Source organism: Novosphingobium mississippiense (assembly GCF_044029535.1).
Lineage (GTDB): Bacteria > Pseudomonadota > Alphaproteobacteria > Sphingomonadales > Sphingomonadaceae > Novosphingobium.
Genome location: NZ_CP147003.1, coordinates 407,133 through 427,795, shown reverse-complemented (window position 1 = coordinate 427,795; position 20,663 = coordinate 407,133). Strand labels below are relative to the sequence as shown.

Genomic DNA, 20,663 nt, shown 5'->3' with positions numbered 1-20,663 from the left:
ATGTCTATGCCAAAACGAACACCCTTTCGAGCCAGCGCCGCAGTAATGAAGCTCGCTCTCTTGCTTACCGTCACAGGCCATCCAGTCCTGGCCCGGGCGGATGATAAGCAAACATTGCCCCGACAAACCTCCAGCGATCTCCAGGCCGAATTCGCCGATCCGCCAATGGATGCCCGTCCGCGCGTGTGGTGGCATTGGATCAACGGCAACATCACCGAAGACGGACTTCTCAAGGACCTTGCCTGGATGAAGCGCATGGGCATTGGCGGGGCGCAATCGTTCGACGTCAATCTCCAGAGTCCGCAAATCGTGGATCAGCGCCTGATCTACATGACCCCTGCGTGGAAATCGGCGTTCAAGGCTGCAGCGGGCGAAGCGGATCGCCTTGGGCTCGAACTGGCGATCGCGTCGTCGCCAGGCTGGTCTGAAACCGGAGGCCCATGGGTCCCGCCTGCCGATGGCATGAAAAAACTCGTCTGGAGCGAGATCACCGTTGTCGGAGGAACGCGCATTACCCGCGCCCTTCCCTCGCCACCCTCGGCTACCGGACCGTACCAGTCGATAGCTGCCACATCCGGGACCAATTCGACGATCAACGAGAAGGCGCCCGATGTCCCGGCACCGTTCTACCGTGATACCGTGGTCGTTGCAGTCCCCGCTCAGGCACACGTGCTTTCGGCCCTTGCCACATTCGCCGACGCCACAGGAAAAGCCATCGATGCCAAGGTATTGATGGATGGCAACCTTGAAACGGGCATTGACCTTTCCAAGGCGTCCAAAGGACCCACGCTTCTCGACGTGCGCTTCTCCGGCGCCCGAACGATCCGGGCACTGACCCTGTTCGTCCCGGGGGGCGCGGGCAAATTCATCGGTGCAAACCTGAAGGCAAGCCTGGAAGCCGAAGTTCCTGACGGGACGTGGAGCACCGTAACCGACATTCCGCTAGGCCGCGTGCCGACGACGCTCGGCTTCGCGCCCGTGACGGCACGGAACTTTCGCATCTCGTTCAAGGAAGTGAACAGCCTTCCCAATATCGCGCCGCCCCCTGCCGGCGTCGACCTGTCGGCGCTTGCCGCCGGCTTTTCCGGCGGCAAGCCAAGTCCATCCATTCGCATCGCCGAGTTCGATCTCACCAGCGAAGATCGGGTCAATCGTGTCGAGGCCAAGGCGGGCTTCGATGTCGTTCCCGATTACTACGCACTTGACGCTGGCCTCACCAATTCCGCCGGTGTGGCTCCGGACAAAGTCATCGACCTGACCAATCGTCTGAAGCCAGATGGGACACTGGACTGGACGCCCCCCGCCGGTCGCTGGCGCATCATTCGCTTCGGCTACTCGCTCGTCGGCACGATGAACCACCCCGCCCCGCTCGAGGCGACCGGCCTTGAAGTGGACAAGTACGATGCCGATGCGGTCCGGCGCTACATGGACCACTACCTCACGACCTACCGCCAAACGGTCGGCCCGGACCTCATGGGTGCCAAGGGTATCCGGGCCATCCTTACCGATAGCATCGAGGTCGGCGCGGCGAACTGGACGCCGCAGATGATTGCCCAGTTCAAGCGATTGCGCGGATATGATCCTGTTCCCTGGATGCCCGCGCTAACGGGGATGATTGTCGGATCGCGCCAGGATAGCGAGCGCTTCCTTTATGATTTCCGGCGGACTTTGGCCGACCTTCTGGCAAGCGAGCATTACGGTACGATAGCCAAGGCTGCGCATGACAATGGTCTGGCCGTTTATGGCGAAGCGCTCGAGGATCATCGCCCGCAGCTCGGCGATGACATGGCGATGCGGAAATGGGCGGACGTGCCGATGTCGGCCACGTGGTCGTTTCAACGCGACCGCGGCCCCAAGCCGACCTATCTGGCGGACATGAAGGGTGCAGCGTCGGTCGCGCACATTTACGGGCGCAAATATGTTGCCGCTGAATCCCTGACCTCGATGCTCTCTCCCTGGGCTTTTGCTCCCAGCGACCTCAAGCGCATGATCGATCTTGAATTCGCGAGCGGCATCAACCGCCCCATCATTCATACTTCGGTCCATGTCCCGGTCGATGACAAGAAACCGGGCCTGCGCCTTTCCATTTTCGGGCAAGACTTCAATCGCAACGAAGCCTGGGGCGAACTTGCCCGGCCGTGGGTGGACTACATTGCGCGTAATTCCCTCATGCTGCAGCAGGGAACCAACGTTGCCGACATCGCCTATTTCTACGGTGAGGAAGCGCCGTTGACGTCTCTGTTCGGAGACAAACCGGTCGCAGACGTTCCTGCCGGCAACGCATTCGATTTCGTGAATGCCGACGCCCTGTTCGACGCGCTTTCCAACGATGGACCCGATCTGGTGAGTTCCGGCGGAGCGCGTTACCGCGTGCTCTATCTCGGTGGCTCCGCCAGCCGCATGAGCCTGCGCGTACTAACCAGGATTGCCGAGCTGGCGGAGGGCGGTGCCACCATCATCGGATCCCGGCCGATCGGCGATCCAGGCCTTTCGGCAGATGCGCCCCGCTATCAGGCGCTGGTGGCAAAGCTCTGGCCCGGATCACCGCTAACCCCGATCGGGCGCGGCCACGTCATCGCGACAAGCGATCTGGCAGCGGCCCTGACCCAAGCCAAAATCGAACCAGATTTCGCCTTCGAGGGCGCGCAACAGGGTGCCGCGCTGCTCTTTGTGCATCGCAAGCTTCCGGTTGACGACGCTTACTTCGTCGCCAACCAAAAAGACCGGACCGAAACCATTCAGGCACGCTTCCGTGTATCCGGCAAGGTGCCCGAACTCTGGCACGCGGAGACGGGTCGATCGGAACCGATCAGCTTCACAATCCGGGATGGCGTGACCACCGTTCCCCTGACCCTCGGCCCCGACGAATCCGTGCATATCGTCTTCCGCAAGGATACGGCAGCGGGCGCCGGCCAAATCGCGCCTGTCGCCCTATCGGAAGTGGCGCGTCTTGCCGGACCGTGGGATGTGGCATTCGAAGCCGGCCGGGGCGCACCGCCACAAACCCGCCTCGCCGAACTGGCCCCGCTCAACGAAAACTCGGATGCCGCCGTCCGATATTTCTCAGGGATCGCAACCTACACCAAGGATTTCGCGGCTCCGCGCGGATGGAAGAAGGGCACGCCGCTGATCCTTGATCTGGGAGAGGCGCGAGAGATCGCAGAGATCCGCGTGAATGGGCAGCTGGCAGGCTATGCCTGGCACACCCCTTACCTCGTCGACATCGGGAAGCAGATGCGTGCCGGCAAAAACCGGGTCTCGATCCGGGTAGCGAACTTGTGGGTCAATCGCCTCATCGGAGACGCCCAACCTGGAGCGACAAAGGTGACTTGGACGGCCACGCCGACTTACCGAAAGGACGCCCCTTTGCGTCCGTCAGGATTGCTCGGCCCCGTGCGCCTCCTCGAACAACGATAGACCTCAAACACCATAATCGGCCCGGCACATAGCCGCGGCCAGAAGCAAGCGGGAGAGTGACGGGTGGGCGATATGAAACGGCTTCTGACGACAATGATGCTGGGCTCTGCTATCGCGGTCGCCTCATTGGCATCGCCGTCTTTCGCGGCGCCCGATCGGAACGCCACGGAGGCGATGGCCGCTCGGTCTGCCACCGACCTTTCACGCGGCTGGCGATTTCGTTTCGGGCAGGAACCCGCCGCCGTCACCGAGACCGCTTTCGACGATCGGGACTGGGAACAGGTCTCGGTCCCGCACAGCTGGAACCACATCGGCGCTTACGCGCTGACGCGTGGCAGCGAGACCGACAACAGGCAAGGGGTCGGATGGTATCGCCTCTGGGTCGACGCGCCCAAGGCGAGGCCCGGCTATCGCCAATATCTGGACTTTGCCGGAGTCGGGAAACTGGCCGAAGTCTGGGTGAATGGGCATCTTGTCGGCACGCACAAAGGGGCATTTGCCCGCTTCCGCATCGATGTGACCGACGCATGGAAGCCGGGGCAGCGCAACCTCGTGGTTGTCAGTGCCGACAACAGCAAGGTGGAACCCGGCAGCTCGACCTCCGAAGTACTGCCCCTGTCGGGCGACTTCTTCGTGCACGGCGGCATTTACCGTGAAGTTTCGCTGCTCCAGCTTCCCGACGCCTCGATCGATCCGCTCGATTACGGCGGTCCGGGAGTCTACGCCCGCGCCACGAAAATTACGCCGGAACGTGCGGCGATCGAAGTCCGCACCAAACTCCGCAATGCAAGCGCAGCGCCCCGCAACCTGACGCTAGCGACCGAGATCCGCGACGCACACGGCAAAATCGTGGCCCGTACCATCCAGCCCCTCACCCTTGCACCCGGTGCCAGCGAACAACGCGTTGAATTGAGCGTGGAGCGTCCGCACCGCTGGAACGGCCGGTCCGATCCCTATCTCTATTCGGTCACCTCCATTCTTTCAGACGCAAAAGCCACGCTTGATCGCGTGTCCCAGCCGCTAGGCCTGCGCACCTTCCGCTTCGATGCCGATGCCGGATTTTTCCTCAATGACCGCCATGTGAAGCTGCACGGTGTTTCGCGACATCAGGACGCACTTGGTTCCGGCTGGGCGCTCACGCCGCAACAGCACGCCCAGGACATGGCGCTGATCGAGGAACTGGGCGCGAACACCGTTCGCCAAGCGCACTACCAGCATGCGGATCAATGGTCCGATCTGGCCGACAACGCCGGAATGGTTGTCTGGGCCGAACTGCCTTACGTCACTACTCCGAGCGTATCCGGCGGCGAGGGGTCGCAGAGCCTGTGGCAGAACGCCGAGCAGCAACTGCGTGAGCAGATTAGGCAGAGCTACAATCATCCCTCGATCCTGATGTGGTCGGTCGGTAACGAAGTCGATTCCGCCAAGGGTTTTGGCCAGAAAGGAGCGCCGCCACGCCCCCTTGCACTACTCCAGCACCTGAACGCCATCGCCAAGCAGGAAGACCCCGATCGCCCAACCACATTCGCCGACTGCTGCGAAGGGCTGACCCTGGTTCAGACTGCCGGCGAGAAGCTGGCCGGGACGACGGACCTCATCGGTTATAACCGCTATTACGGCTGGTATTATCCCAACCCCCTCCAGGCCCGGAAAGATCTTGGAGATGCGGTCGACAAGTTCCATCGCGATCACCCCGACCTACCGTTGTCGCTGACCGAATACGGAGCGGGCGGCGCGATCAGCCAGCACAGTGACGATGTGCTGAGCGGCTTCGTCAATTTCGTCGGCCGCCCTCACCCGGAGGAGTATCAGGCCTGGGTCCACGAACAGACGTGGCCTGCCATCAACCAACGCGATTTCGTCTTCGCCAGTTGGGTCTGGGCCATGTTCGACTTCTCCAGCGACTTGCGCGACGAAGGCGACACGGTCGACCTTAACGACAAGGGGCTGATGACCGCGGACCGCAAGGAACGCAAGGACGCCTTCTGGTTCTACAAGGTCGCGTGGAGCGAGAGCCCAGCCCTGCATTTTGCCGGCAAGCGCTATGCGGATCGCGCCTATCCGGTCATGGACGTGAAGGCCTATTCCAATGCCCCATCGGCCAGCTTGACGATCAACGGGAAGCCGGTCGGTTCGACGTCTTGTGCCGATTTTGTGTGCGAATGGAAGAATGTCGCGCTGCGGCCCGGACCCAATGCGGCGGTGGTCACGGCGAACGCCGGAGGGAAGACGCTACGCGACACGGCGACCTGGAATGGGCCGGACGTCGAGCGGAACGGCCTGCGCATCAATTCGGGCAGTCTTGCCGGTCTTGATCTCGCCGGGCCTGACCTTCGCGCACGTCATTTTGGCTCGGACACTTTCGTCAAAGGCGGAAAGCCCGTCGTGCTCAACCTTGTCGGTTTCGGCGGGCGTTCGATGGCACCGATCCGACAGGTCGAGGCGGCCGATCCGGCTCTGTTCGACTATTGGCGCGATGGCGAGGCCTATACTTACGACATTCCCCTGCCGAGCGGCCGGTGGACCGTAACCCTGCATCTGTTCGAACCGCGCAAGACCTCGTCGCCCGATCAGGCACTCACTGTGAAAGCGAACGGCCAGTCCGTCATTGGCGGTCTCAACATTTTGAAGGAAGCCGGAGCACCGCTCAAGGAACTGGTCCGCAGCTTTCCCGTCACCGTCACCGATGGCCACCTGACACTCGAATTTTCGAGCGTCTCGGGCAACTCTGCGCTGGCGGGAATTGAGATTACCCGGTGAAGCGCAAAATTGCGAACCTGCGTTGGTGGATGATCGGGCTCGTTACGCTGGGCACGATCCTCAATTACCTCGCACGCTCGACCCTGTCCGTTGCCGCTCCGACGGTGAAAGCCGAATTCGGCATGACGACCGAGCAATACAGCTGGATCGTCATGGGGTTCCAGGCGGCTTACACCGTCATGCAAACCGTCGCCGGCGCAGTTCTCGATGCGCTGGGAACCCGGCTGGGCTTCTTCCTCTTCGCTCTCGCCTGGGCGCTATCCAACATGGCGCATGGCCTTGCCACCGGATGGCAGAGCCTGGCGATCTTTCGCGGATTCCTTGGCGCGTCGGAGGCGGCGGCAATCCCCGCAGGCACGAAGACGGTTTCGGAATGGTTCCCCGATCGGGAGCGGCCATTGGCAACCAGCGCGTTTCAAATGGGAACGAGCGTGGGCAACATGATCGCTCCGCCGCTTGTGGTGTTTTGCATCCTCAGTTGGGGATGGCGTTCCGCGTTCATGGTGACCGGCGTGCTAAGCCTGCTCTGGGCAGGGCTATGGTGGTTTGCCTATCGCGCGCCGGAGCAGCACCCCTGCCTTGGCGGAGGCGAGAAACGCCTGATCACAGACGGGCAGATCGGAGGCCGGCAGGCCGGCGATCGCCCCGTCGGACGACCAGCGAACCGCCGCGAAGTCCTGCGCTCACGTGAATTCTGGTCGATCGCACTGCCTCGCTTCCTCGCCGAACCCGCGTGGCAGACGTTCAACTTCTTCATTCCGATCTACCTCGTCGCGACATGGCAGCTCGATCTCAAGTCCATCGCTCTATGGGCATGGCTACCGTTTCTGGCTGCCGACTTTGGATCGCTCGCCGCTGGCCTGTTACCGCCGCTGCTCATGCGCCTCGGTGCAGGAATGGTCCCGTCCCGGAAAATTACCATGACGCTTGGCGCGCTCCTGATGGCAGGGCCCGCCTGCATAGGGCTGGCCACAACTCCAACCGCGGCGATCGCGTTGTTCTGCATCGGCGGATTTGCCCACCAGATGCTCAATGGTGCCTTGATCACGCTTTGCTCCGACCTGTTCGATAAACGCACCGTTGCCACTGCAAGCGGCATGGCGGGCTCCATCGCCTGGATCGGCGGCCTGCTCTTTACTTTCGCAATCGGTCAAAGCGCCGACATCTTCGGCTACTCCCCTCTCTTCGTCGCGCTGGCTTTGCTGGATTTCCTCGGGGCGGGTTTACTCTGGATGCTCCTTCGTCCTCGCCTTGCCGTTCATAAATCTCCTGGAGAATACCATGATTGATCGCCGCACATTTCTGGCATCGAGCGCGGCAGCAGCAGCGCTTTCGACCAAGGGCGTAAGGGCCGCCGACATCGCGAACGAAACAGTGCGGGTCGATACGCGTGCGATTACCGGCGCGTTGCCGCACGTCTGGGAAGAATGTGTCGGGTCTGACCGCGCGGCGATCACCATGCGCGAGGAATGGCGGCAGGATATGCGGATCGGCCACAACGAAGCCGGTTTCAAGCGCGCCCGCTTCCACGGTATCCTCAACGATGAACTCGGTGTCTTCGGCAAGAGCATTCTGGAAATGCGGCGTAACGGCGGGCCAAACTGGCTAAACGTCCACCGTGTCTATGACGGCCTGCTCGACATCGGAATCTCACCCTATGTCGAACTGAGCTTCATGCCGGGGAAGCTCGCTTCCGGCAAAACCCAGTTCGGATTTTACGGCGCGAATATCACGCCGCCGACATCGGACGCAGAGTTTGCCGGCTTCATCAAATCGTTCACGGCTTCCATGATCGATCGCTATGGGCTGGAAACCGTGCGCAGTTGGCCGTTCGAAGTCTGGAACGAACCCAACCTGTCGTTCTTCTGGTCTGCCGACAAGCAGCGTTATTTCGAGATGTACAAGGCCGTTGCCACAGCCATCAAATCGGTGGACCCGCGCATTCAGGTTGGTGGCCCGGCGACCTCGAAAACCGCATGGATCGGCGATTTCGGGCAGTGGTGTGCGGCTAACAACGCTCCGGTCGATTTCTTCGCCACCCATGTCTACGCTGGCGATGATCAGGATGATGTCTTCGGCAAGGGCAGTCCGCGGCGCAGCATCAACGACGTGATCCCCGATGCCTTGGCCAATGCCCGCCGCACGATCGATTCCGGCCCCTTCGCCGGCAAGCCCATGTGGCTCTCTGAGTGGTCGTCCGACAGCCCGGCAATGATTGCCCATGTTATCGCCAATGGCATGCCCCATTGCGCGGGCATGTCACAATGGACGCTCAGCGGAATGTATGAAGAACTGGGCGTCGACGATTACATGCTCAAGGAAGGCTCGATGGGCTGGAGTATGATGATCGACGGCATCGCCAAACCCTCGTTCAACACTTATCGCCTGCTCCATCGCCTGGGAACACAGCGCCTTGCCGCGCAAGGGCCGGCTCTCGCCTCACGGGACATCAACGGGCGCATTTCCGTGCTGATGTGGAATCTTGCGGAAGTCGAGCAACCGGGCGGAATTCCGGGCATGACCTCCGAACGCAAGATCCTGGGCAGCACCAAGCGGCTGACCTTGCAACTGGACGGCATCAAAGGCGGCAAGAACGCCGAAGTCCGCTTCGTCGATTGGCAGCGAGGATCCCCCATGCCCGCCTGGCGGAAGATGGGCTCCCCTCAATACCCCTCGCGTGCCCAAATCGCCCAGCTCCGCCAGGCATCTCAACCTGTGGTGGAAACACGCCGCCTGGGCGCGGACGGTACATTGACGCTAGAGCTTCCCGCCGAAGGGCTTGCGCTGGTCGAAATCGCTTGATCCGATGCAGCCCGTCGCCTGCCAATCCGGCCTTTGGCCGCGCGAGCATGGCGCCGGGCTGCCGCATCAGGCTTCACCAGTTCCACATGGTCCCGTCATCCAGGCGAGCCACCGGCAGATAAGCGGGCTTGTAGGGATATTTCGCGGCCAATGTCTCGTCGATATCGACGCCATGGCCGGGAGTTTCGCCGCAGAACAGCTCGCCTTGCGCGAAGTGATAATCATGCGGGAAAACCGCATCGGTCTCTTCGGAATGGCGCATGTATTCCTGGATGCCGAAATTCGGTACCCAAGTATCGAAATGCAGTGCCGTCCCCATGGTGACGGGCGAGAGATCGGTGGCGCCATGGCAGCCGGTGCGGATCTGGTAGAGGCCCGCAAGGTCCGCGATCCGCCGCAGATGGGTCAATCCCCCGGCGCCGACGATGGTGGCGCGGATATAGTCGATCAGCTGGTTCTGGATCAGATCCTTGGCATCCCAGATCGTGTTGAAGACCTCACCTACGGCCAGCGGCGTGGTGGTGTGCTGGCGCACCAGCCTGAACGCTTCCTGGTTTTCGGCGGGGGTGCAATCCTCCAGCCAGAACAGTTGATAGGGCTCCAGCGCCTTGCCCAGCCGCGCGGCTTCCATCGGCGTGTAGCGATGGTGCCCGTCGTGCAGCAGGTGATGATCGAACCCGTATGTCTCGCGAAGCTTTTCGAACAGCTTCGGCACATAATTCAGCGCCTTGTGCGTATCCCACCCGGTTACCGAGGGCAGCGCCGCGTCGGCGGGCTCATAGTAGAGCTTGCCCCGGCCCACGCCATAGGCATCGCGGATCCCAGGCACGCCGGTCTGCGCGCGGATCGCCTTGTAGCCCATGTCGATATACTGGCCGACCGCTTCCACCGTTTCGGCGATGTCGCTGCCGTTGGCATGGCCATAGACCATCACGCCATCGCGGCTGCGCCCGCCCAGAAGCTGGTAGAGCGGCATACCCGCCATCTTGGCCTTGATGTCCCACAAGGCCACGTCCACCGCCGCGATTGCGCGCATCGTCACGGGGCCGCGCCGCCAATAGGCACCCCGGTAGAGATATTGCCAGATATCCTCGATCCGGCGCGGGTCCATGCCGATCAGGCACGGGACGACATGGTCCTCCAGATAGGACACGACCGCTTTTTCGCGCCCGTTCAGCGTCGCGTCGCCGATGCCGTAGACACCCTGATCCGTCTCGATCTTGAGCGTGACGAAGTTCCGCCCCGGACAGGTAACGATCACTTTTGCAGATTGGATTCTCATGTTTCAGCCTCAATGGAAGGATCTTGTACGTGAAATTTGAATTACCAATTACCAATTATTGGCCTTACCAAAAAGACGAGACTTGAGGCTATGAAAAGGATCACGGGAGCGAAGGGAGCATCCGAGCTCGTTCCGCTGGCTGAAGAAGACGGCCGCCTCTACCGGCGAGTGGCGAAGGCTATGATCGCCGAAATGCATTCCGGCTCATATGCCATTGGGGACCGCATGCCGGCGGAACGCGACATAGCCGTCAAGATGGGCGTGAGCCGTCCCGTTGTGCGTGAGGCCATGCTGGCGATGGAAGTGCTCGGCCTTGTCGAGGCGCGGTTGGGCTCAGGTACGTTCGTGATCCGGCTTCCGGGCGAGACGGACGAACCGGAATTCGCAGTCAGCCCCTTCGAACTCGTGGAAGCCCGAATGTTGATCGAGGGAGAGGCTGCCGCTTTGGCGGCTCGTCATATCACCGATGACGAAATTCAGCGGCTCGCACACCTTGTCACGGCGATCCGACGAGAGAATGCTGAAGAAGGCGGGGGCGACAATGCCGACAGGGCATTTCACATGACGATCGCCAATGCCGGTCGGAATACGGCTATCTCCAAGGCCGTCGAGCAACTCTGGACCCTGCGGTCAACCTCGCCCGAATGCCGACTGCTGCTTGAAAAGGCTCGTACTGCCAACGTCAAGCCGATGGTGGAGGAGCATCGCGCAATTCTAGCTGCGCTCGAGCGGCGCGATCCTGCCGCCGCACGCGATGCCATGCATGCCCATCTCAATGCCGTGCTTCAGCATCTTCTCTTTGCGGTTGAGGAAGAAGCCGTAGCAGCCGCGCGCCAATCGGTGGCGGCTGCCCGAGAACGCTTTACACCTCTCACCGAGAAGGACTGATACGGGCAACGGTCCCTGGTTTGATATCTCCAGGGACCGCCCGTTATCAGGCTGCGATGCCTCCATCGAGCAGCAACGTGCTGCCCGTCATGAACATCGCCATGTCCGATGCACAGAAGAGAATGGCGCGGGCGATATCATCAGCAACGCCGACCCTGCCGAGACGGCTGGCGCCAATGCCAGGGATCGGGCAGCTTTTGACAGTCTCCTCATCCCAATCGGCGATGAACATGGTCTTCTCGGTGAGCGAGAAACCAGGTGCGACGCCGAGCACGCGGATGCCCTGCGAACCCAGTTCGATCGCCAGCTGCTTGGTCAAGCCGACCACACCGTGCTTCGAGCTGCAGTAGGCCGCCTGCCCTTCGGAAATTCCCATGACTCCGGCAAGCGAAGCCACGTTCACGATCGTGCCGCCCTGTCCCTTCGCAATCATCCTGCGGGCGGCTTCTCGCGCGCCTACGAAGGCACCGCGCAGATTGATCGCCAGGACGTTATCGAACTCCTCAACGTCCAGATCCAGCAAGGGCGAGAACGAGGGAATGCCTGCATTGTTGACCCAGATGTCGATCTTCCCGAACCAATTTTCAGCTAGATCGGCAATGGCCGTGATCGACGCGACATCGGCGGCATCCAGGTGCGCCGCGCTCACGTCGACAGAATACCTATCTGCCAGTTCCTTTGCCGTAGCCGTAGCCGCTTCTTCGTCGATATCGGCGATGAGAACGGCCGCGCCCGCCTCTGCAAGCCGCCTTGCCGTGGCTTTGCCAAGCCCCCAAGCCGCGCCGGTAACAACCGCGCTCCTGCCCTTGAGTGAAATTAGCTCCTCGATCGAGCGCCCCGAAACGTCCGGTACCGGCATCCCCAATTCTCCTGTTCTGTCGACCTGAACTCACTGCGTCGCCGCTCTTGTTCAAAGCGGTGGGTGCTCTGCGAATTCCGGTCGTGGATGGCATCGCGAATTCGAGTCGCAACGCCAGCTTGCCTATCTGGAGGCTGGACAGGTTGCAAGTTGCGCGCCACATTATCGCACAAACAAGTATGTGTGGTCGCCGACATGAAGGCGAAGGCAGCGGCCCACCAAACGTCACAATGGGAGAGAAGGAATGGTTGCCAATCGCGTCGTCGTCGTCACAGGCGGAGCATCGGGTATTGGGCTTGGCGTCTCAAAGATGTTCGCAGCCAAGGGGCATCCGGTTGCGGTTCTCGATGTTCAGGAAGAGGCACTCGAACGGGAAGGCGACACGCTCCGCGCACAGGGCGCTCGCATCCTGACTCGCAAGGTCGACGTTTCCGACCGCAACAGTATCGAGGCCACCTATGCCGCCGTGCGCGAGGAACTTGGCCCGATCGCCATCGTGGTCGCCAATGCCGGAATTTCGGAGGGCATCCGCTTCCAGGATGTGACCGTCGAAACCTGGCAGCGCATGGTCGACATCAATCTGACCGGTGTATTTCATACCGTCCAAGCGGCCTTGCCTGACATGATTGACGCCAACTGGGGGCGGATCATCACGATCTCGTCGCAGGCAGCGCAATCCGGCGCCGCCGATCGGGCCCACTATTCGGCTGCCAAGGCCGGCGTGATCGGGCTGACACGCGCGCTTGCTCGCGAATTCGCGGGCCAAGGCATCACCGTCAACACCATCCCCCCTTCCGTCGTCGCCACGCCGATGGCCGAAGCGGGCATCGCCGCCGGCACCTTCCCGCCGCTGGAAGTAATTGCCCAGCACATCCCGATCCCGCGTCCGGGCACGCCCGACGATATCGCAGCGGCCTGCGAATACCTTGCATCGGACGGTGCCAGCTACGTCACCGGCCAGGTTCTGGCGGTAAACGGCGGCATGTTCATCGGCTGATCGACGCCCGCCGGTTCGGGCCAGCTTTCCGCGTTTCAGGAGCAAATGCAATGACCACGCCATCAAAGGCCGGCAGGCTGCGCATCGTGCAATGGGCAACCGGCACAGTCGGCTCAGCCGCCATGCGGGCCGTCCTCACCCACCCCGACATGGAACTTGTCGGGGTGAAGGTCTACTCGCCCGGCAAGGAGGGCATGGACGCCGGGGAACTGTGCGGGATGGAGCCGACAGGCATAACTGCGGTTCGGGATCGCGAGTCCATTCTGGCGCTGAAGCCGGATTGCGTACTCTACATGCCCGAACACACAGACTACAACGATGTCTGCGCGCTTCTCGAAAACGGCATAAATATCTCATCCACAAGGGCGGAATTCTTCCATCCGGGCAGCATGGACCCGGCCATCCGGGCAAGGATCGAAGCAGCCTGCACCAAAGGCGGGGCCACGCTTCACAGCTCGGGCAGCAGTCCGGGCTTCATCACCGAAGCGCTGCCGCTGGTCCTGCTGTCGCTCGCGCGCCGCCTCGATCTGCTCACCATCGACGAATTCGCCAACTGCATCGATGGCTGCTCTGAAGAGATGCTCATAAACATCATGGGCTTCGGAGAAACACCCCAAGCCTTTGCACAGCGGCCGTTCTACGAGCGGGACGAAGTCTTCAACCACTCCTTGCGGGCTTTGGCGCAGGCACTCGGCATCGTGATCGACCGGTTCGAAGTCACCAGCGAAGTTGCGCTCGCGAGGCGACCGGTCAAGCTCCACAAAAGCACCATTCCTGCCGGCTCCGTCGCCGGGCAGCGCATGACGACCACTGGCTATTGTGACGACAGACCGGTCATGCGTTTTCGTTGCAACTGGTTCGTGACCGAAGACCTCGAGCCTGGCTGGGACCTTCGCTCCGATGGTTGGCGGGTAATGGTCGAGGGAGACACGCCGCTGGATATCAGCATAGGGTTCCCCATCCCGCAGGCCGAACGTCAGGCAACCCTTCCCAACCTAACCGCTCATCGTCCGGTTAACGCAATACCCGCCATCTGTGCAGCGCGGCCGGGAATACTTACGACGGCGGAGTTGCCGACAATATTGCCACGCCTGGACTGACGGGCTGCGCGAATACCGAACAACGCACCTCTAACGTTAGCAATGACAAAAATCCTGGAGAGAACTGAAATGCTCACCCCCGCCCTCGCGGGCCTACCTCGATGGGCCATCCACACAGCGGGCATCGCAATCGCGCTTGTCTCGCTGGGTGGAGGGATTGGATCAAACGCCACTTTTGCGGGAGCCAGACAGGACACCAGCCCGCCTGCTCCCCAACCGGAAACCGTTTCCGTATCCAGCTTGCCGCTTCCGCCAGTGGCGCCATCCGAAACACCAGGCGCGTGCACGACAACGATCAACCCCAAGGGCACCGGCTGCATGACGGCTGCAGATGATGGCATCGTCGAAGGTCCTGCCTACATGGGCGATGCCAAGCACGTCCTCTTGACTGTCCAGTTCGCCGGCGCTCCCCACGCCCCCGATCCGGCAGCCATCTATGACGGCCCGCAGGTTGTTGTCATCAAGACCGACGGCACCACTTTCCCCAACGGGGACGCCTGGAAATGCATCACTTGCGGCGTTCCCGTCGCCGCGCGCCGCGATGCCAACCCTGCATCGACGAATGAACATGGTCGCCGCGTGCCCGATGGAGCCGCGTGGCTCAGTCTTGACCACCCCCAAGCCTTCCCCGGTGATACCAGACTGATTGCCGGTACCAATGTCGTCGACTGCGGCAGCTACAAGCTGGTCGACGAACATTGCACGCCGGATCGCATTCGCATTTATCCCATCCGCTGGAATGCGACGGCCGACGGGTCAGGGCCTGGAGGCTCAATGCGCGAACTGCGCCTTAATCCCGACGGCCAGCATCTGATGTGGAGCCACATGAATGCAACCGGTGCCGATATCGATCAGCACGGTCTGGTCGGCAAACTCAGATTCAATCCAGCCCCGCGTGAGGGCCTGCCACTGGCCCCTCGCTACGAACTCGACGACGTGTGGATCCTGACCAACACCGCCTTACCGGACTTCGCGCCCTTTCGTGCGGACGCGAAAATACCGGACCGGATGATCCACAACCCGCCAAAGGGGGCTATCGGAGAGGCCCGAGGCTGGACGCGCGATGGCAGAAACGCGGTTGGCATGGGGATGCCCGAATCCGGCAATGTGGACATGTTCATCACAAGCCTGCAATCGGGCCAGTCGAGGCGGCTTACGTCGGCACCTGGCTACGCGGATCCGATCCTCATGTCCCCCGACGACCGATGGTTCGTCGTCTTCGACAATCGCACCGTCGATCGGCACATGTATTACGGCGCCATGCAGGGCATTCCGCCGTTGACCGATGAGCTTACCCGTATGGTCATGCTCAGCGCACGGTATGGCTATCGCAACGGAATGCGGCGCTTCTTCCAGCCTATCCTGATCGACAGTCGGGGTGATCGAGGCACCTATCGTGGCCAGCAGCTCAACATTGGAGATGGCGCGGCCGGAAGTCCCAGCGATCCGAACTGGAACGCCCGCGCTGATCCTGCCTGGTCGCCGGACGGAACGAATGTCGTCTATTGGCAGGCACTGGTCACCGCGCCGGATTGCGGTGGCATCACCCCCCTGCCCTGTCCCGTCTCGAACGAGCAAGGCGGCAGGCATACCCGCCTGATGATCGCGCGCCTGCCAAGCCGCGCGCCGCTGGCAATCGGACGCAAGGTTACGCCCAGCCCCATTACCGTTCCATGGGGCACGCGCTATCTTCCCGGCGCTCCGATGCCCAAACGCTACCCCTCCGCCCCTGCCGGCAAGTTCACGATGATGGGGTGGAAAGGCGGGAAGGCGGCTGTCGATATCCGCAAGGCTCCAAACGGTCGAATAACCTATGTGTCGGCGAGCTATGCCGATTTCACGGACGACGGAGCCCATGTCATAAACGGGACCGAAAGCGCCGAACTGCTGGGTGCTGGAAAGGACACACGGATCGTGTGGCATTCCGATTTGCGTTCAAGCGGTGCACAGATCGGAACAAAGAAGACCTCGGAACCGGGCGGCTTTGTCATCACCCCCCTGGGTCAGCCCCTTGAAGGGAATCTCGTCACCGTGATCGACGGCAAGGAGTACCGGCCACCACTACCGGGGAGCTGAACACGATATCCGATCTGCTTGCCCTTTCAACAGTTGGCCCGTGCTCCTGCGCGGGTCAACCATAAGTCAAGCTGACTATCTTCGTGAAGGAACACCGCCATTGCAGGTTCCGGCCAGCACTCCGGATCAAAGTTCCAGCAAGATGCCAGCGAGGTAAACTCGGCAATTCACGCTTGCACTGCCGCTTGCATCCTGCCCCAAGCAGCTCCATCCAGGACTTCAGGCCAAATCGACCACGCGCGGCCGCGCCGTCGTATCAACTACCAGAATGTCGATCAACTTGGCCACGTTGCCGGTTGGATAGTCGTCTGGCTGCTTCATCCACCAGGCGAGAATTTCAAAAATTCCGCTCGCGACAAAAGGCACCGCCAAGTCCACTGGAAGCCAGGGATTCACACGGGGATGACTGGCAGCAAACTCGCGCGAGAGACGCATGAATTCATGCCGCATGGCATCGGCGCCGCCGCCGGTTAGGAGAGTGCGCCACAATACGCGATGGGCCTCGACATATTCGCACATCCCACTGCCGGAGAAACCTCCGCCGGGTCGTTCGATGGCCGAAAAGCCAAGTGACAAAAGCCGCCGCACTTCCTCGGTGGCAATTCGGGCAAGCAGTTCCTCCTTGCCCGAGAACCGGCGATAGAACGTTGGGTAGCTGAGCCCGGCCTCATCGCATATCTCCTTGATGGAGATATCATCCAGCAAGCGCGTGTCGAGTAAAGTGAGGAACGCTGTGCGCATAGCATCAAGCGAGCGTTTTGCGCGGGCGTCTGCGGGTATACGAGGAGTAGTCGTGCGAGGTCTGGCCAAGGGTCTTCCGATCTTCGCATCTGCACTTAACGTCTAGTGCAGATGCGATCAATCGATACAGAGCTCAATCTTCGTCTTCGCACCCATCCTCGTTAGCCATCCAATGCACAAATCGGTGCAGCGGATACATGGCATCGTGCGGGTTGCCTATCGCACTGGGTCCAGCCTCCCCCAGCCGTACGACACGCTGCGCGCCGCTGCTGGCCAGACTGTTTCGCAAATCCTTCATCCGATGGAAGGGCCAGACGCCCACCGTCTGTGTGGCGACATTGACGAACTTCACCGCGTCTTCCAGCGAAGCCACGCACACGACGTTTGATGTCTTGCGCAGCGGATGGAAATCAACCGGCTCCTCCGATCGGATCGCCACGCCGCGCCCGTCGCTAGCGCCAAAAACCGCGTAATCCTCATCCATCATGCGCAGCACGTCGATCTGTTCGCGCAAATCCGCCTCCAGCGGGCGCGGTGTGCCTTCGCCCATATGATCTACGCGGATTTCGCGCGCCAGCGCTTCGCAGTAGCGATCGGCCTCTTCCGGGTTTGCCTCGATAAACGTGAAGCGGCTGCACACGCATGCTTCCTGATTGGCCATCGCCACATCGGCTGCATTGCGCCGCGCGGCCTCGTTCAACGTGTCATCGGACGCGAATGCCTCGCGCCCGACCATCGAGATCGAAGTCTTGGGGTCGAACGAGACGAGTTGGAAGCCCGGTCCGATATACTTCATGACGTTGTTGATCGCATCGCCCCCGCCCCAGGCGACCAGTTTGTCGAAGTATTGCGGGCGAAACAGCACCCGCTCGACCGTTTCATCACCGCCGCGCCAATAGACAGCAGACATCGAACGCACCACCGGGTGATCTGGATCGATATCCGCCATCGTTCGCAGGAAAGCGACCGTCGAGAAAGGATCCGCCGATGCCATCTTGAACACATTGACCGCCTTCACCAGCGCACCCTGCGCGATTGAGCGGATACCCTGCGCCGGCGCATTGCCCGGCAGAACATGGATCAGGCGCGGAGCATAAGCGCGGATGAAACTGCGGCGCCCCTGGTGGTCAGTATGGGCAATCCATTCGTCCAGAGCACGCGGATCAGGGAAGTTCTGCTCGACCACTTCGCGCAGCGACCGGCGATCGAGATACTCGGCAGCGTTGCGCATGATGTAATCGATCGCCGCGCGCGGCTGGAGACTTACCTTGGCCATGCGCTCGATACAGGCGCCGACGTAAGGGTTGTTGGGATCGACCAGCCGCTGGCCCGTTTCCGCCAGGAAATCGATGATCTCTGAGAACGGCGGAGCAATATTCGGCCACGCTAGCGGCGGGATAGTCCCGCTGCGGGCGGCGTAAAAGTCGTCCACCTTGAAGCCTTTCTGCCAAGTCAGGGAGGTGTGGGGATCTACAGCGTGGAACTTTATCTTCAGGTCCGTTTGGCTTGCGCGGATGGCATGAGCCAACGGGCGGCGGCGAAGCGTTTCAACGTGTCGCGCGATACGGTGCGCAAGATGCTGTCGTTTTCATCGCCGCCGGGTTATCGGCGTCAGTCTGTACCGCCGCGCCCGAAGCTGGACGGGTTTGTGGCGATCATCGATGGATGGCTTGAGGGGGATCGCGGCGTCCCGCGCAAACAGCGGCATACGGCGAAGCGGGTATTCGACCGCTTGCGCACCGAGCATGGTTTCACTGGCGGCTATACGATCATCAAGGATTACATCCGGGAGCGCGAGCAGCGCAGCCGGGAGATGTTCGTGCCGCTGGCGCACCCGGCGGGAGATGCGCAGGCCGATTTCGGGGAAGCGCTGGTGGAGATCGGCGGGGTGGAGCAGAAGGCCTACTTTTTCGCGCTCGATCTGCCGCACAGTGATGCCTGCTATGTGCGGGCCTATCCGGCGGCAGTGGCGGAAGCCTGGGTGGACGGACACGTTCATGCCTTTGCGTTCTTCGGCGCGGTGCCGCGCTCGATCGTCTACGACAACGATCGCTGTCTTGTGGCGAAGATCCTGCCAGACGGCACGCGTAAGCGTGCCACGCTGTTCAGCGCTTTTCTGTCGCATTACGTGATCCGCGACCGCTATGCCCGCCCGGGCAAGGGGAACGAGAAAGGCAATGTGGAAGGGCTGGTTGGTTACTGCCGCCGCAATTTCATGGTGCCGATCCCGAAGTTCCCGACCTGGGAGGCCTTCAACCTGTGGCTGGAGGAGCAATGCCGCAAGCGCCAGCAGGACAAGGTGCGCGGGGAGAGCGAGACGATCGGTGAGCGCTTGCAGCGCGATCTCGCGGCCATGCAGCCTTTGCCCGCTACACCCTTCGAGGCCTGCGATCAGACCGGTGGGCGGGTCTCCTCGCAATCCCTGGTGCGCTACAAGACCAATGATTATTCGGTTCCGGTGGCCTGGGGCCATCAGGAGGTCTGGATCAGGGCCTATGTCGATGAGGTGGTGATCGGCTGCCGCAGCGAAGTCATCGCCCGTCATCCTCGTTGTTATGCCCGCGAGGAGGTTATCTTCGACCCGCTCCATTATCTCCCGCTGATCGAGCAGAAGATCAACGCATTCGACCAGGCTGCCCCTTTGCAGGGCTGGGATTTGCCCGAAGCGTTCACGACACTGCAGCGGTTGATGGAAGGCCGTATGCACAAGCATGGCAGGCGTGAATATGTACAGGTGCTGCGCCTGTTGGAAACGTTCACCGTCGCCGATCTCCAGGCGGCGGTGGAACAGGCCATTGATCTTGGCGCCATCGGCTTCGATGCCGTCAAGCACCTCGTCCTGTGCCGGGTCGAACGCGTACCGCCCAGGCTGGACCTGGACGTATATCCCTTCCTGCCACGCACAACGGTCGAGAAGACCTTTGCCAGAGCCTATCTGAGCCTGCTCTCCGACCAGCAGGAGGCCGCATGAGCGATCAGACCCCGGAGCTTCTTCTCGCTCACAATCTCAAGGCACTCAAGCTGCCTACGTGCCTGCGAGAGCACCACAAGCTCGCCAGGCAATGTGCCGCTGAAGGCGTCGATCATATCCGCTTCCTCGCCCGCCTTGTCGAGATGGAGATGATCGACAGGGAGCGTCGTATGGTCGAGCGGCGCATCAAGGCCGCGCGCTTCCCCGCCGTCAAAAGCCTCGACAGCTTCGACTTCACCGTCATCCCCAGGCTCAACAAAATGCAGGTGCTCGAGATGGCGCGCTGCGAGTGGATCGAGCGGCGTGAGAACGCCATCGCTCTGGGGCCATCGGGCACCGGAAAGACGCACGTAGCGTTGGGGCTCGGACTGGCAGCATGCCAGAAAGGGCTGTCGGTGGGCTTCACCACTGCGGCGGCGCTGGTCAGCGAAATGATGGAGGCGCGCGACGAGCGGCGTCTCCTGCGCTTCCAGAAGCAGATGGTCGGATACAAACTGCTCATCATCGACGAACTGGGCTTCGTACCGCTCTCCAAGACCGGCGCCGAACTGCTGTTCGAGCTGATCTCCCAGCGCTACGAACGCGGCTCCACCTTGATCACCAGCAACCTGCCCTTCGACGAATGGACCGAAACCTTCGGATCCGAGCGTCTCACAGGCGCGCTCCTCGATCGCCTGACCCATCACGTCAGCATCCTCGAGATGAACGGCGAAAGCTATCGCCTCGCTCACAGCCGGGCCCGCAAGGCTAAAATCAGACCCTGAAAAGCA

The 20,663-nt window shown here is 61.5% G+C and carries 14 protein-coding genes; 10 read left to right on the top strand and 4 right to left on the bottom strand.

From position 1 onward, the window contains the following. The first annotated feature begins 45 nt into the window (after positions 1-45). From WBP06_RS20465 to WBP06_RS20450, 4 genes are all read left to right on the top strand, one after another. On the top strand, positions 46-3,417 hold the full coding sequence (locus WBP06_RS20465; protein ID WP_395336713.1) for a glycosyl hydrolase: 3,372 nt from the start codon (positions 46-48) through the stop codon (positions 3,415-3,417). A gap of 72 nt (positions 3,418-3,489) precedes the next feature. Next, the gene (locus WBP06_RS20460) at positions 3,490-6,177 is read left to right on the top strand and encodes a glycoside hydrolase family 2 TIM barrel-domain containing protein (RefSeq protein ID WP_395336710.1); all 2,688 of its coding nucleotides are present in this window, start codon (positions 3,490-3,492) and stop codon (positions 6,175-6,177) included. A gap of 29 nt (positions 6,178-6,206) precedes the next feature. After that, positions 6,207-7,466 (top strand): MFS transporter, encoded by a 1,260-nt coding sequence (locus WBP06_RS20455; protein ID WP_395337543.1) that lies wholly within the window; start codon positions 6,207-6,209, stop codon positions 7,464-7,466. Then, positions 7,459-8,979 carry a hypothetical protein gene (locus tag WBP06_RS20450; RefSeq protein ID WP_395337542.1) on the top strand — a complete coding sequence of 507 codons (1,521 nt, stop codon included), beginning with the start codon at positions 7,459-7,461 and terminating at the stop codon, positions 8,977-8,979. The genes WBP06_RS20455 and WBP06_RS20450 overlap by 8 nt, the downstream gene beginning before the upstream one ends. 73 nt (positions 8,980-9,052) lie before the next feature. Here the strand turns inward: WBP06_RS20450 and manD are convergent, their stop codons facing one another. Next, a complete protein-coding gene (manD, locus tag WBP06_RS20445; protein ID WP_395336708.1) occupies positions 9,053-10,261 on the bottom strand; it encodes a D-mannonate dehydratase ManD in 1,209 nt (402 codons plus the stop codon). A 90-nt stretch (positions 10,262-10,351) separates the two neighbouring features. Here manD and WBP06_RS20440 point away from each other — a divergent pair, with 90 nt between their 5' ends. Next, on the top strand, positions 10,352-11,149 hold the full coding sequence (locus WBP06_RS20440) for a FadR/GntR family transcriptional regulator (RefSeq protein ID WP_395336705.1): 798 nt from the start codon (positions 10,352-10,354) through the stop codon (positions 11,147-11,149). Between the two features lie 46 nt (positions 11,150-11,195). On the opposite strand, the gene WBP06_RS20435 is transcribed toward WBP06_RS20440, so the two are convergent. After that, a complete protein-coding gene (locus WBP06_RS20435) occupies positions 11,196-12,008 on the bottom strand; it encodes an SDR family NAD(P)-dependent oxidoreductase (RefSeq protein WP_395336703.1) in 813 nt (270 codons plus the stop codon). A gap of 244 nt (positions 12,009-12,252) precedes the next feature. Between WBP06_RS20435 and WBP06_RS20430 the strand changes: the two genes are divergently transcribed. From WBP06_RS20430 to WBP06_RS20420, 3 genes are all read left to right on the top strand, one after another. After that, on the top strand, positions 12,253-13,005 hold the full coding sequence (locus WBP06_RS20430; RefSeq protein WP_395336700.1) for an SDR family NAD(P)-dependent oxidoreductase: 753 nt from the start codon (positions 12,253-12,255) through the stop codon (positions 13,003-13,005). A gap of 50 nt (positions 13,006-13,055) precedes the next feature. Beyond that, positions 13,056-14,105 (top strand): dihydrodipicolinate reductase, encoded by a 1,050-nt coding sequence (locus WBP06_RS20425; RefSeq protein WP_395336698.1) that lies wholly within the window; start codon positions 13,056-13,058, stop codon positions 14,103-14,105. 318 nt (positions 14,106-14,423) lie between these two features. Further along, positions 14,424-16,181 carry a hypothetical protein gene (locus WBP06_RS20420; protein ID WP_395336696.1) on the top strand — a complete coding sequence of 586 codons (1,758 nt, stop codon included), beginning with the start codon at positions 14,424-14,426 and terminating at the stop codon, positions 16,179-16,181. A 219-nt stretch (positions 16,182-16,400) separates the two neighbouring features. Here WBP06_RS20420 and WBP06_RS20415 read toward each other — a convergent pair whose 3' ends face one another. Continuing rightward, positions 16,401-16,922 (bottom strand): TetR/AcrR family transcriptional regulator, encoded by a 522-nt coding sequence (locus WBP06_RS20415; RefSeq protein WP_395336693.1) that lies wholly within the window; start codon positions 16,920-16,922, stop codon positions 16,401-16,403. Between the two features lie 133 nt (positions 16,923-17,055). Beyond that, on the bottom strand, positions 17,056-18,450 hold the full coding sequence (locus tag WBP06_RS20410) for an acyl-CoA reductase (protein ID WP_395336691.1): 1,395 nt from the start codon (positions 18,448-18,450) through the stop codon (positions 17,056-17,058). On the opposite strand from WBP06_RS20410, the gene istA reads away from it, so the two are divergent. Continuing rightward, the gene (gene istA, locus WBP06_RS20405; RefSeq protein WP_395337541.1) at positions 18,442-19,893 is read left to right on the top strand and encodes an IS21 family transposase; all 1,452 of its coding nucleotides are present in this window, start codon (positions 18,442-18,444) and stop codon (positions 19,891-19,893) included. The two genes, WBP06_RS20410 and istA, sit on opposite strands and share 9 nt — an antisense overlap. Next, positions 19,890-20,657, top strand: coding sequence for an IS21-like element helper ATPase IstB (gene istB, locus WBP06_RS20400; protein ID WP_213500153.1), 768 nt, complete (start codon positions 19,890-19,892; stop codon positions 20,655-20,657). The genes istA and istB overlap by 4 nt, the downstream gene beginning before the upstream one ends. Positions 20,658-20,663 lie beyond the last annotated feature (6 nt).